Source organism: Plantibacter sp. CFBP 13570 (genome assembly GCF_014841395.1).
GTDB lineage: Bacteria > Actinomycetota > Actinomycetes > Actinomycetales > Microbacteriaceae > Plantibacter > Plantibacter auratus.
Genome location: NZ_JACYTW010000008.1, coordinates 23,352 through 36,287, shown reverse-complemented (window position 1 = coordinate 36,287; position 12,936 = coordinate 23,352). Strand labels below are relative to the sequence as shown.

15 protein-coding genes and 1 tRNA gene are annotated in these 12,936 nt (G+C 69.7%); 6 read left to right on the top strand and 10 right to left on the bottom strand.

Annotated elements, in window-relative coordinates; genetic code table 11:
* Positions 1–26: 26 nt before the first annotated feature.
* The 9 genes from IFT89_RS04685 to fdhA form a co-directional block, all read right to left on the bottom strand.
* Positions 27–440, bottom strand: a complete 414-nt coding sequence (locus IFT89_RS04685) for a hypothetical protein (RefSeq protein WP_192019202.1) — start codon at positions 438–440, stop codon at positions 27–29.
* A gap of 1 nt (position 441) precedes the next feature.
* Complete coding sequence (locus IFT89_RS04680) at positions 442–1,839, bottom strand: Asp23/Gls24 family envelope stress response protein (RefSeq protein ID WP_202938366.1); 1,398 nt, start codon at positions 1,837–1,839, stop codon at positions 442–444.
* Positions 1,840–1,923: 84 nt separating this feature from the next.
* Entirely contained in the window at positions 1,924–2,526 is a 603-nt protein-coding gene (locus IFT89_RS04675) for a hypothetical protein (RefSeq protein WP_192019200.1), read from the bottom strand.
* The gene (locus IFT89_RS04670; protein ID WP_124767524.1) at positions 2,526–3,101 is read right to left on the bottom strand and encodes a DUF6286 domain-containing protein; all 576 of its coding nucleotides are present in this window, start codon (positions 3,099–3,101) and stop codon (positions 2,526–2,528) included. The genes IFT89_RS04675 and IFT89_RS04670 overlap by 1 nt, the downstream gene beginning before the upstream one ends.
* Positions 3,098–3,451, bottom strand: a complete 354-nt coding sequence (locus IFT89_RS04665; RefSeq protein WP_064296820.1) for a hypothetical protein — start codon at positions 3,449–3,451, stop codon at positions 3,098–3,100. The genes IFT89_RS04670 and IFT89_RS04665 overlap by 4 nt, the downstream gene beginning before the upstream one ends.
* Positions 3,448–3,636, bottom strand: coding sequence for a DUF2273 domain-containing protein (locus IFT89_RS04660; RefSeq protein ID WP_064296821.1), 189 nt, complete (start codon positions 3,634–3,636; stop codon positions 3,448–3,450). The genes IFT89_RS04665 and IFT89_RS04660 overlap by 4 nt, the downstream gene beginning before the upstream one ends.
* Complete coding sequence (locus IFT89_RS04655; protein ID WP_085513765.1) at positions 3,633–4,052, bottom strand: Asp23/Gls24 family envelope stress response protein; 420 nt, start codon at positions 4,050–4,052, stop codon at positions 3,633–3,635. Before IFT89_RS04655 ends, IFT89_RS04660 begins: the two co-directional genes overlap by 4 nt.
* 168 nt (positions 4,053–4,220) lie before the next feature.
* A complete protein-coding gene (locus IFT89_RS04650; protein ID WP_202938365.1) occupies positions 4,221–5,255 on the bottom strand; it encodes a helix-turn-helix transcriptional regulator in 1,035 nt (344 codons plus the stop codon).
* A gap of 335 nt (positions 5,256–5,590) precedes the next feature.
* Positions 5,591–6,811: a formaldehyde dehydrogenase, glutathione-independent gene (gene fdhA, locus IFT89_RS04645; RefSeq protein ID WP_079706515.1), complete on the bottom strand. Its 1,221-nt coding sequence runs from the start codon at positions 6,809–6,811 to the stop codon at positions 5,591–5,593.
* Between the two features lie 330 nt (positions 6,812–7,141).
* Between fdhA and IFT89_RS04640 the strand changes: the two genes are divergently transcribed.
* Positions 7,142–7,918 (top strand): HNH endonuclease family protein, encoded by a 777-nt coding sequence (locus tag IFT89_RS04640; RefSeq protein ID WP_202938364.1) that lies wholly within the window; start codon positions 7,142–7,144, stop codon positions 7,916–7,918.
* 136 nt (positions 7,919–8,054) lie between these two features.
* On the opposite strand, the gene IFT89_RS04635 is transcribed toward IFT89_RS04640, so the two are convergent.
* Positions 8,055–8,127 (bottom strand) — tRNA-Arg (locus IFT89_RS04635).
* Positions 8,128–8,393: 266 nt separating this feature from the next.
* Between IFT89_RS04635 and IFT89_RS04630 the strand changes: the two genes are divergently transcribed.
* The 5 genes from IFT89_RS04630 to IFT89_RS04610 all read left to right on the top strand — a co-directional run bounded on the left by IFT89_RS04630 (position 8,394) and on the right by IFT89_RS04610 (position 12,903).
* Positions 8,394–10,157 (top strand): hypothetical protein, encoded by a 1,764-nt coding sequence (locus tag IFT89_RS04630; RefSeq protein WP_202938363.1) that lies wholly within the window; start codon positions 8,394–8,396, stop codon positions 10,155–10,157.
* A 185-nt stretch (positions 10,158–10,342) separates the two neighbouring features.
* On the top strand, positions 10,343–10,672 hold the full coding sequence (locus tag IFT89_RS04625; RefSeq protein ID WP_079706510.1) for a PadR family transcriptional regulator: 330 nt from the start codon (positions 10,343–10,345) through the stop codon (positions 10,670–10,672).
* Between the two features lie 2 nt (positions 10,673–10,674).
* Positions 10,675–11,037, top strand: coding sequence for a DUF1048 domain-containing protein (locus IFT89_RS04620; protein ID WP_124767530.1), 363 nt, complete (start codon positions 10,675–10,677; stop codon positions 11,035–11,037).
* A 226-nt stretch (positions 11,038–11,263) separates the two neighbouring features.
* Entirely contained in the window at positions 11,264–12,100 is an 837-nt protein-coding gene (locus IFT89_RS04615; protein WP_202938362.1) for an ABC transporter ATP-binding protein, read from the top strand.
* Complete coding sequence (locus IFT89_RS04610) at positions 12,097–12,903, top strand: ABC transporter permease (RefSeq protein ID WP_124767532.1); 807 nt, start codon at positions 12,097–12,099, stop codon at positions 12,901–12,903. Before IFT89_RS04615 ends, IFT89_RS04610 begins: the two co-directional genes overlap by 4 nt.
* Positions 12,904–12,936: the final 33 nt, after the last annotated feature.

The window sequence follows — 12,936 nt, the reverse complement described above, 5'->3', positions numbered from 1 at the left end:
CCTGCTGCCTCGCGGATCTCCTGCGCTCAGCCGCCCGTGACCCGGCGGATGAGGTCCTGGATGAACGGGACGACGTCAGACGCCTGGTCGACGCCCGCGAAGGCGACCGCCAGCAGCGGCCACAGCGACACGAGGAGCGCCGAGATCACCGCGGCGACGGCGAGCACCCAGGAGAGTGCGCCGTTGCGACTGCGGACGCATCCGAGCAGGAACAGCAGCGCGAGCACGTACCCGATGAGCAGCGCGACCACGATGCCGCCGACGGGGACCCTGAGCGCACCGACCGTCGCGCCGTCGGCGGCGCCGATGAGCCCGAGGATCGGGATCAGCACGCCGACGACGATGAGGACGAGCAGGACGACCCCCGTGATCGCGGCGGCCCACACGGCACGCGGACGCGGGCGGGCGCCGTACGACGTGGTCCGGCTGAAGAGCGGCATGTCACTGCTCCTTCGTCGGCGCAGTAGCTTGGACGGCCGTGGCCTCGGCGGGAGCGTCCGCCACCTCGTCGACGTCAGCGACCTTCGGGGCAGGCTGGTCGTGCGTGTCCTCGTCGGCGGGCTCGAGCGCGCTCGGGGTTCCGTCGACGGGCGCCGCGGCGCCGCCGTCCTGCTCGGGGGCCGAAACCAGGTCGGCATCCGCGCTCGTTGCGGCAGGCTCTTCCGCTGGAGCGTCGTGGATCGCGTCAGCCGCCCCGAGGGGCTCAGCGTCGGCGAGGTTCGGGTCGGCGCCGTGCGTCACCTCCTCAGCGACGGTCGCGAGCGAGTCGGCCGCAGTGGCCAGCTGACGGGCGGCCTCAGCGAGTTCCTCGGACACGTCGTCGGAGGATTCCGACACCACCGCGTCGATCGGTTCACCAGCGACGTCGCCGTCAGCCACGAGCCCGCCGTCGGCACCGGCGGCCGCGCCCGGCTGCTCGTTCTCCAGCGACCGGCCGTCGTCGCCCTCGGACCGGACGGTCCGCTGCTCTGGCCGCTGCTCCACCGCGTCACCAGCGGCGTCGGCCAGGTCGGCCGCTCCGGCTCGCGCCGAGTCCGCCGCGTCCGCTGCAGCCGTCTTGGCGTTGCCCAACGCTTCTCCAGCGGCCTCCGCCGCATCGCCGATCGCAGCACCCGCCGCGGACGTCGCGTCACCGATGGCGGCCTTCGCCCCGTCGATCGCCTCGCCCGGGTCGGGCTCGATCGGGTCGAACGGCCCGTGGATGTCGGTGACCGTGATGTCGATGTCGACCGGTCCGGGGTGGCGGGCCTCCAGCGCCGCCGCGACGTCGGCCCGGACGGTGTCCGCGACCTCGTCGATGCTGGCCGGGTACTCGGCCACCAGTGAGACCTCGACGTTCAGCACGTCGTCGTCGGCCAGGACGTTGACGCCGGGGACGGCGGTGCGACCGAGCAGGCGGGTGCGGGCACTGTCGATGGCGCGGGCCGTCGGGGAACCGAGGGCGTGCACGCCGGGGACCGTCTCGGCCGTCGTGGCGATGACCTGGGCGAGTTCGTCGGCCTCCTGCTCACGCCGGCGGCCGGAGTCGAGCTCGACCACCGGTGCGTCTGCCGGTTCCGGCGAAGCCACCGGCTCTGACACCGTCACCGTCGGCGTCTCGGCGGAGACCGAGTCGGCCACGGCCGGTTCAACGGCCGCTGATCCAGCGACCGTCGTGTCCGCCGCAGCGACCGATCCAGGGGCGGACACGGTCCCACCCGCGTGCTCGCCGTCGTGCGACTCGATGCGGCGGACCTCGTCATCGGGATGCGCGGGCACGAGCACCGTCGGGTGCTCCGCCCGGACCTCGGCCGGGGTGGGGATGTGGTGCTGGTCCGGGTGCTTCGTGTCGTCGCTCATGCGATCCTCCTCGCACCGCGTCGGCGGTGCATCGGTCCTGCTGCTGTCGATTCGGGTGCCGCGGTGGCACCGCGGAGTGTCGGGTCAGACGACCCGGTTGGTGCTGGCTAGCCGCGTGCGCAGTCCGCTGACGATCTGGATGACCACCGGGGTGGACGTCCCGAGGACGCCGTCCCACTCGTGGATGGCCGCCTCGATGTCGCGCCGCAGCTGGACGGGCGAGGCGCCGCGACGAGCGTGTGCGGTGAGGCGCAGCGTGGACTGCTTGCGGATCCGGAAGCCGGTGACGTCGACGGCGACCACGTCGGGGTTGCGCCCGATCGCCTCCTCGAGGACCTGCTCGGCGACCTTCACGTCGAGCACGACGCGACCACCGGTCGGGGTGTCCTTCGTCCGCTGCTCGTCGACCTGCAGCAGCGTTCCGGTGTGCCCACGGCCCTGCCGGAAGACGAACCAGAGGATGACCAGGATGAGCAGCAGGGCGACGACCGCCACGACCCACAGGATCCATGGCTGGGCGTCGATGGTGTCGTTCGTCGGTCCGACGGCCCGCTCGGCGTTCTCGCTGATCGTGCGCTGCACGTCCGGCAGGAGCGCACCCACGGACAGGGCCGCGCCGGCCGCGAGGACGACGAGTCCCACGACGAGGATGAAGAACCGGTTGAGGAATCGATTCGTGGAGTTCATCAGGCCACCGTTCCCTTGCTGCTCACGCGGACCTTGGCGCGGAGCGCCGGTCGGTAGTCGTAGGACGCGACCTCCGCGTCCACGGCCTGCTGGATCTCGCGCTGGTCGACGCGTCGGCCGCTCGTCGGCGTGACGTCGACGCGGGCGCTCCTGGCGCCGACGCTGACACTCACCTGCGAGGGGTCGATGTCACCGGCGTAGGAGGCGACGCGGGCGAGCGACTGCGCGATCACGCGGTCGTCCACGACGGCCGCGGTGCGGTCGGCGATCGACCCGCGACGCCCTTGGCGGGCGGGGGCCAGCGACAGGACGATCAGCACGAGGCCGATGATCGCCGCGACCGCGCCGATGGCGACGAGCAGCGGGGCCGGTGCGGTCGCGGCAGTGAGCACCGCGGTGACGATGTCCTTCGGTGCGACGAGGAGCGCCGGCTGCCCGATCGCGGCCAGGACCGATTCGGTGCCGAGCCAGGCGAGCACGAGCGCGAGGATGATCGCGATCGTGATTGCAAGCGTCGACCGCGGCGAGTGGGTCTCGCGACGCACCGCGCGGCGGTACAGGGCTGGGGTGCTCACAACACCCTCCTTCGTTCTTCGAGCTTCGCGCCCGTGATGTGGAGGTCGACGCGTCCGATCGTCGACCCGGTCAGGTCCAGGCACCGCTCACGGATGCTGGTCTGTGCGCGTGCCAGGCGTTCGAGGACGGTTCCCGAGGTCCGGGATCCGGCGCCGAGCGGCGACACGTGGATGGGCGTGCTCGCGGTGACCGTGAGGGCCCCCTGGGCGTCGGAGAGCTCGACCGAGACCTCCGACGCCCGCACACCGAGTTCCTCCGCGGTGACGGCAGACACGACGCGACGCACGGCGCGGGAGCTGATCGTGTTGCGACCATGCACGGCCTGTTCGGCCGTCACCGCCGCGGTCACGACGACCGCCGCCCGCGGAGCGCGTCGGCGACACCGCGCAGGTCGAGCTTGCCCTCGAGAACGCGTCCGATGCCGAATCCGATCAGCATGAACAGCGCGACGAGGATCATGCTCCAGAACCCGAATGCGACGGCAGCCAGTGCCAGGACGGCACCGACGAGGATGCCGCGATCGGTCGTGGTCACTGGACGCGGCTCTCGTCAGCGTCGTTGTCGTCGTCCGACGGGATGTGGACGTCGGAGACGGTGACGTTGACCTCGGTGACGTCCATACCCACGACGTTCGAGATCGCGTCGGTGACGCTGCGACGGACGTCGTCCGCGACGCGCTGGAGATCGACGGGGTACTCGGCGACGATCACGATGTCAGCGGCGACCTGCTTCTCGCCGACCTCGACCGAGACGCCCTGACCGCGGTCCTGGGCGTTGATGGCGTTGCGGATGGCGCCGATGGCGCGAGCTGCTCCGCCGCCGAGGTCGTGCACGCCGGGGACCTCGCGGGCTGCGATGCCGGCGACCTTCTGGACGACGCCGTCGGCGATGACGTTCTTGCCCGTGGAGGCGGTGGCTGCGTGGTTGGCGGTGTCGGTGGTGTTCGACATGGTGTTGCTCCTTCGGTGGCTGGTACTGCGGTTTCGCGTTCCGGGTGTCCGGTCGCGGTGCCCGTGTTCCGGGCGACATCTATGAGACTGCGCGTCACGCCCGATCATCACGGTCGATCTCGTTTTCGTCGCGAAGCACTCAGTTTCTGGATATTCGCGACTCGTCGATCAGGCGCGGAGGGTCTGGCTCGGGCCCTCGCCGAAGCGGTTCCGGTAGGCGGAGGCGAAGCGGCCGAGGTGGACGAACCCCCACCGCTTCGCGACCTCGCCGACCGTGGTCTCCTGCGGCGAGCTGTCGGCGAGCTCGCGCCGGGTGCGGTCGAGGCGGATGTCGCGCAGGTAGGCGGTGGGCGACATGCCGAGCTCGCGACGGCAGTGGAGCTGCAGCGTCCTCGTGTGCAGCCCGGCCGCCTTCGCCGCGTCGGCGGGCGTGATGGGCTCCGCCGCGTGGTGGTGCAGGTATTCGACCGCGAGGCGGGTGCGCGCCATCGAGGGCTCGCGGAGCGGCTCCGGCAGGTCGACCACCGCCCACGGTGCGAGCTGCAGCAGCGCGAGGGCGAGCGGTCGCTGGGCGTTCATGCGGAGCAGCGGAGGGGCCGTCTCGTCGGTGAGCACCGGGGTGGAGGCGTTCAGCGCCACGCGCCAGCGCTCGATCGCCTCGGGTGTCGGCGTCGCCTCGAGGTCGAAGGACACCGCTTGACTCGGGCCGGCGTGGATCTCGGTCGCGATGTCCTCGAGGTACGGTGCGGAGAACAGCACGGAGTTCTGCCGATGCGGGGTGAGGTGCACCGTGTACGGCCGGTGGAACGGGAGGACGAACGGGTGTCGCGGGATCTCCATCCGTTGGCCGTCGCGACGCACGATCCACCCGCCGCCAGTCGTGACCCACGAGACCACGTAGTCGGTGAGGCCCGGGGTCTCGCCGGTGACGTGCCCGGTCATCGTCGCGGTGCGGAGCGAGACGCGGTCGTCGCCGATCGACACCCACTGGAACGAGAACGGCTCGGAACCGCGGGTGACGGTGAAGCGGCTGCCGTCGTAGGCGCGCTCGTAGTTCTGCCGGGCGACCGCCGGGTCGTCGCCGCTGACCGTGACCTTGCGGATCGGAACCGTCGACACCGAGCTACTCGTGCTGCCGAGCGGCGGGCCGGTGTCGGAGTCGCTCTCCGGATCTGATTCGGATGCGAGGAAGGAGTGTTGCATGGTCGTCCTTGTGCGAGTGGGGGTCTCTTCGTCGCGGGACGGGCCCCAGGGCCCCGTCGGTTTCCCGCGTCATTGGAGAGACGGACCGAGAGGAGGGAATCTCACGGTTCACTCAGCAGTTCGTCAGACAACGCCGTACCGGATGCCCCGCAGGACGCGTTTCGGTGAAAACTCAGTAGTCGAGACCTCCCGGTCCCCGAGCCGTTCCACCCGGTCTCCGAGCTACTCCACCCCGGTCCCTGAGCCTGTCGAAGGGCAGCCGAAAGCGCCCGTTCCGTCGTCCTGATGCTCTCCAGACGACGCAACGGGCGCTCTCGGTGATGTCTCCGTGCCTCCTACGCGGCGTCCAGATACCCGTTCGGGTTGAGGACGAACTTCTGCGCAGCCCCCGCATCGAACTCGGCGTACCCGCGCGGGGCGTCCTCGAGGGTGATCGCGGTGGCGTTGACGTTCTTCGCGATGTGCACCTTGTCGTGCAGGATCGCCATCATGAGGCCGTGGTTGTACTTCATGACCGGGCACTGACCGGTGGTGAACGACAGCGACTTCGCCCAGCCGGTGCCGAGGCTCAGCGACAGCGCGCCCTTCTTCGCGGCCTCGTCGATGCCGCCCGGGTCACCCGTCACATAGAGCCCGGGGATGCCGAGCGCGCCGCCGGCCGCCGTGATGTCCATGAGCGAGTTGAGCACGGTCGCCGGGGCTTCATGACCCGCGTCACCGCCGTGGCCACGAGCCTCGAAGCCGACGGCGTCGACCGCGCAGTCGACCTCCGGGACACCGAGGATCTGTTCGATCTGCTCCGCCGGCTCGCCCTTGGTGAGGTCGACGGTCTCGCAACCGAAGCTCCGCGCCTGCGCCAGCCGGTCGGCGTTCATGTCGCCGACGATGACTGCAGCGGCGCCGAGGAGCATGGCCCCGGTCGCTGCGGCGAGGCCGACGGGACCCGCGCCTGCCACGTAGACGGTGGAGCCGACGCCGACGCCCGCCGTCACCGCACCGTGGAAGCCGGTCGGGAAGATGTCGGAGAGCATCGTGAGGTCCATGATCTTCTCGAGCGCCTGGTCGCGGTCCGGAAACTTCAGCAGGTTCCAGTCGGCGTAGGGCACGAGCACGTACTCGGCCTGGCCGCCGACCCAGCCACCCATGTCGACGTAGCCGTAGGCACTGCCCGGGCGGTCGGGGTTCACGTTGAGGCAGATGCCGGTCTTGCGCTCCTTGCAGTTGCGACAGCGACCGCAGGCGATGTTGAAGGGCACCGAGACGATGTCACCGACCTTGATGAACTCGACGTCCGGTCCGACCTCGACGACTTCACCGGTGATCTCGTGTCCGAGGACGAGGTTCGGCGGTGCCGTGGTGCGGCCGCGGACCATGTGCTGGTCGGAGCCGCAGATGTTGGTCGCGACGGTCTTGAGGATGGCACCGTGGGGGACTTTCCGGCCGACGTTGGCCGGGTTCACCCCCGGTCCGTCCTTGAGTTCGAAGGTGGGGTAGTCGATGTCGATGACCTCGACGACACCCGCTGCTTTGTAGGCGACAGCTCTGTTACCTGACACGTGATCCTCCTTGATCGCGGGCGCCCGTTGTGGGGCACCCTGTGTCTGCTCGACCCTATCCCGCCCCTGCCGCGAGCGGCAGTCCCCCGGTCCCTGAGAACACCTCCCCCGGTCCCTGAGCGCACCTCCGCCGGTCCCTGAGCGCACCTCCGCCGGTCCCTGAGCCTGTCGAAGGGCCACGGTCCCCGAGCCACTCCCCCGGTCCCTGGGCCATTCCCGGTCCCTGAGCGCACCTCCGCCGGTCCCTGAGCCTGTCGAAGGGCTTGTGCAACCTTCATGTCAGCCCCCACCCCTACGCTGGTGGAGCAGACCCCGAGGAGAGCACCCAGCATGAAGAAGACTCCCTTGGCGTTGCTCGTCGCGCTCCTTGCAGCCGTCGTGGCGCTCGTCGCAACGCAGGTCGACGGCGGGAACGTGTTCGGCGGACCAGGCTCACCGACGCCGACATCCGTCGCGCCGACGCCTGCAGCGGTCAGTCCCAGCGCACGGGCATCGCTCGAGGCCGCCGGCTTCGCTGTCGTGGACGCGTCCGGGCAGTTGGTCGTCTCGGCCACCGCCGTCGAAGACGCGCTGGCCGACGTCGACACCGCGACCCGGGTCGCCACCGGCTACGACCGGGACCGGTTCGGTCAGCGCTGGGCCGACATCGACCGCAACGGCTGCGACACCCGCAACGACGTGCTGGCACGCGACCTCGTCGACGTCACCTTCAAGCCGGGGACCCGCGACTGCGTCGTCCTCACCGGAGCGCTGCACGACCTCTACACGGGGACGACGATCGACTTCCAGCGCGGTGAGCGGTCGAGTCAGCTCGTGCAGATCGACCACGTCGTCCCGCTCGCGTGGGGTTGGCGTCACGGCGGGAACACGTGGACGGAGGAGCAGCGCGAGCAGTTCGCGAACGACCCGATCAACCTGCAGGCCGTCGACGGCGCGACGAACTCGTCGAAGTCCGACTCCGGCCCCGGCGATTGGATGCCGCCGGCGGTCGCGTCGCACTGCGAGTACGCGGCGCGGTTCGTCCTCGTCCTGATGGCGTACGACCTCACGGTCGACGACGCCGACCGCCAGGCACTCACGGGCACGCTGGGCAGCTGCGGGGCGTAGCGCCCTCGGCACCACAGCAGGACAAACGCCCGAGAACCGGAGATTTCCCGCGATTCCATCCGGTTCTCGCGCCGATATCCTGCTGTCACGCGGGACGAAAAAAGCGGCCCACCGAAGTGGACCGCTTTTCAGAACGTGCGCCCGAAGGGATTCGAACCCCCAACCTTCTGATCCGTAGTCAGATGCTCTATCCGTTGAGCTACGGGCGCATTGCTTGCTGAGAGAAGAGAACTTCGGCTCGGCAGGCCGAAGTAGAGCCTACAACACGGAAGCCGAAGACGCGAATCGTCCCTCGACAGGCTCGGGGAGCGGGAGGGGCGGCCCTTCGACAAGCTCAGGGGCCGGCGTGTTCACTCAGGGACCCGGATGGTCGCTCAGGGGGGCGGGTGCGGCCCGGGACCACAGGAGCACTCCCCATCGACACGACGGGCGCCGACATGGAACAGTCGATGCGACCACCTGCCGAGAGGACGATGTGAGCGCAGCACCAGGACCGACGAACGACGGATTCACCATGATCGGCCGACCTCCCGTCCGGGCGAACCTCGTCCTGATCGTCATCCTGTCGGGCATCCTCGCCGCCGTCGTCGGGTGGGGCCTCGGGAGCATCATCGACTCCGTCTTCGACGTCGCGCTCGCCCCGATCATCACCATTCCGTTCTGCTTCCTCCTCACCGCCGGCATCTGCCTGTCCTACCTCCGGACCGCCTTCCGCCCGGTCGGCGTCGACACCGTCCGCGGGACCGCGCTCCTCGGCGGCGAGACGATCCCGATGCGCTCCATCGTGAGCGGCGAGCTCCTCACCCGCAATCCCGCCGCGACCACGCCGGCGCTCAGCCTGCGACTCACGACCGACACCAGCGCACGCGCGCGCATCATCGTGAACGGCGGTTGGCTCCGGAGCCTCCCCACGTCGGACCTCGTGCCACTCGTCGCGCTCATCGCCGGCAGCGGCATCCCCGACGACACCGGTCAAGATCCCCTCGACGTCGGCCGCGAACGCATCTCCCGTTCACTCGCCGGGAAGGGCTCGGATGTCGCGATCGGTCGACGCGGGTTCATCGCCGACTGCATCGCCGTGGCGGAGTCCACCGGCGACGTGAAGCTGCTCGAAGCGGTGGTCCAGGCCGCGGGGCCGCTCGGCCGGAGCATCCGGGATGAGGCGATGCGGGCCGCACAGGGCGCAGTGGAGGAAGTCGTGCGCGCGCATCAGGACGTGGCTCCAGCGGCGCCCGAACCCCCGAACCCCACTCCCCTCGTGCCGCCTGCGCCGCAGTACGGGTCGGTCGTCGCGGACGAGGACGAGGCGACGGCGGTCGACGACGACACGGACGATGACCGGTTCCGTCGACCGGACGACCCGGCCCGGCTGGCCGCCGAGCAGATCGTCGACCGAGTGCACCTCGACAAGCTCGGTGACCGGAATGGGGCGCTCGGCAATCGGGATGCGGAGCGCGTCGATCGGGATGCGGAGCGCGGCAAGCGGGACGCGGAACGCGGCAAGCGGGACGCGGAACGCGGCGGTCGGGATGCAGAGCGCGGCGACCCGGACGACGGACGCGAGTTGCCGTCGTGGATTCCGCCACAGGACCAGGCTCGGGTGCGGTCCTGGCTCGCGGACGACGACGACGTCGTCCACCTGCAACCGATTCCGGAGACGGTCGGCGCGCACACCCTCCGGAAGGTCTGCGACCGGATCCTCATCGGGCTCGCCGGCATCGGCCTGCTCGCGATCTTCGGGGCGGCCATCGCGGAAGGGGTCATCGACCGCCTCCTGCCGTCCGACGCGAACGCGCTCGTCGCTGTCGCGGTCGTCGGATCCGCGCTACTGGCGTTCGTCGCGTGGATCGTCGGCGGCATCGCACGGGCACGCGAGATCCGCATCGCCCAGCGGTTCTCCCTTGACTGGCTCGACCGACGCGGCCCGGAACAACGCCGCCGCGGACTCCCGCCCGTGCTCTTGCAGCACTTCCTCGGCCCGATCCCCGCGTCGCGCCTGTTCGCGGCCGGGGCGTACGCCGGCACCTGCCTCGGCGGCGTCGGTGTCCTCGCGGGTGCCCTCCTGTCCGTCGACCCGGAGGAGCTCGGCGCGACCGGGCCGATCATGCTCGGCGTCAGCCTCGTGCTCACCGCCGTCGGTACAGTGCTCTTCATCGTGCGCTGGCGGCGAATCAAGCGGCAGCGGGCGCTGGCGATCGAGCTCGGTGGCGAGCGCCTGGCCTATCTCGGGAACCTGTAGGCGATTGGGCGGTCGGCGGGCCCTTCGACAGGCTCAGGGACCGGAAACGGATCCACCGCGTTCGACAAGCTCAGGGGCCGGACGAGATCCCGCAAACCTGGGTCGAAAACACCCCTTGCGCAACCGGTACTCAGTGTTACTATCTACCAGTACCTAGTACCACTCAGTAGTCAGCAAGGAGTGCCATGGCGAAGCAGATGACCGAAATGCTCAAGGGGACGCTCGAGGGCATCGTCCTCGCCCTGCTCGCCGGCTCCCCCGCCTACGGCTACGAGATCACCGCACGCCTGCGCGACAAGGGCTTCACCGACATCGCCGAAGGCACCATCTACGCGATCCTCGTCCGGATCGAGCAGAAGGGGCTCGTCAGCATCGAGAAGCGCCCCTCCGAGAAGGGCCCACCCCGCAAGGTGTACGCCCTCAACCCCGACGGCGAGCGTTACCTCGCCGAGTTCTGGAACACCTGGAGCTTCCTGTCCGAGCGACTCGAACAGCTCCGAGACGAAAGGTCCTGACCATGTTCCTCAGCCGCATGATCGAGGAGAAACGGCACTACAAGCGGTTTCGCGCACGCACCCGGGCGCTCCCGCCCAACTACCGGACGACCGTCGAGGCACTCGAGCACTACGTGTACTACTTCGCCTCCGCGCGCAGCACGAACCTGCTCCCGCTCCTCGACAACCTCACCGAGCTCTTCGAAGAGGCCGCAGCCAACGACATGCCGATCCGCAGCATCGTCGGCGACGACCCGATCGAGTTCATCGAGGAACTCATCCGCAACTACGCACCCGGCGAGTGGATCCTCAAGGAACGCGCACGCCTCACGAGCGCGATCGACGCCGCTGCGCACGGCACCGGTCCCGGCAGCGACCCTCGCTGACCTCCCCGACGCCACCGCACTGACCATCCGCAGAGCCGGGCACACCGCACCTCCTACCGCAGACCGCACCACAGGCACCAGGTCGACGCCGCAACCATCGACCATCGACACCGCGCCTGGGTAGCGCTGTTCGTCGCGCCCATCCGCGACCGCCTCGGCGGCCACTCCACCCGCACCTAGCGCCCCGCCGAGCGCGTCCATCAGCGACCCCGAAAGGCCGGACACCATGCCCACGACCACCGCACAACCCGCCACTGCGCCGACATCCGCGATCCACCTCCGCGGACTCACCAAGTCCTTCGGCACACTCGACGTCCTGCGCGGCGTCGACCTCGACGTCGAACGCGGCAGCATCTTCGCCCTGCTCGGCTCCAACGGCGCCGGCAAGACCACCGTCGTCAACATCCTCTCGACACTGCTCCGTGGAGATGGCGGCACCGCGCAGGTCGGCGGGTTCGACGTCGTCTCGCAAGCCGCCCGGGTCCGCGAGATGATCAGCTTGACCGGCCAGTTCGCCGCCGTCGACGACACCCTCTCCGGGCGCGAGAACCTCGTCCTCGTCGCCCGACTCCGTCACCTGCCGCAGCCGAAACGGATCGCCGACGAACTCCTCGCGCGGTTCTCCCTCACCGATGCCGGCACCAGACGAGCGGGCACCTACTCGGGCGGGATGCGGCGTCGCCTCGACATCGCCATGAGCCTCGTGGGTGCCCCCTCGGTCGTCTTCCTCGACGAGCCCACCACGGGGCTCGACCCGGAAGCACGACTCGAGGTCTGGGACGTCATCACGGAGCTGGCCGGACACGGCACCACCGTCCTCCTGACCACCCAGTACCTCGACGAGGCAGAGCACCTCGCCGACCGCATCGCCATCCTCCACGAGGGCCGCATCATCGCGAACGGGACCCTGTCCGAACTCAAGCGACTCCTGCCGCCGGCCGCGGTCGAGTACGTCGAGAAGCAGCCCAGCCTCGAGGACGTGTTCCTCGCCATCATCGGCCATCGCGACGCCCGGAACGACATCTCCACGACGCACTCCGACACCGACAGGGAGCAATCATGACCACGTTCACAGCACCCACAGCCCGTCCCGCCGTCGCCCGACGACGCTCGCACCTCCTCAGCGACACGAGTGTCCTGACGGGTCGATCCATGCGGCACATCACGCGCAGTCTCGACACGATCATCACGGTCACGATCACCCCGATCGCCCTGATGCTCCTGTTCACCTACGTCTTCGGCGGAGCCCTGGCGACGGGCACCGACACCTACGTCACCTACCTGCTCCCGGGCATCCTGCTCATCACGATCGCCTCCGGCATCGCGTACACGGCGCTCCGCTTGTACACCGATCTGCAGAGCGGTGTCTTCCAGCGGTTCCACTCCATGCCGATCTCACGATCGGCGATCCTCTGGGCGCACGTGCTCACGTCGCTGGTCTCCAACGGCCTGTCGCTCGTCATCGTCGTGGCGGTCGCCCTGGTGATGGGGTTCCGATCCCCGGCCGGTCCGCTCGCCTGGCTCGGCGTCGTCGGGATCCTGGCCCTGTTCACCCTCGCGCTGACCTGGGTCGCCGTGATCGCCGGGCTCGCGGCGAAGAGTCCCGACGGTGCGGGTGCGTTCGCCTACCCGCTGATCTTCCTGCCCTTCATCAGCTCGGCGTTCGTCCCGACCGACACCATGCCGGGCCCGGTGCGCTGGTTCGCCGAGCACCAGCCCGTCACCTCGATCGTCGACACCATCCGACGACTGTTGGCAGCCGAGGCCGTCGGCGGCGAGATCTGGATCGCGCTCGCGTGGTGCGTCGGGCTGCTCGTGGTCGCGTACGGGTTCGCGACGCTCGTCTACCGGCGACGCCTGGCGTGACCGCGGCGGTGAGTCGGCGACCGCCTCAGCGGA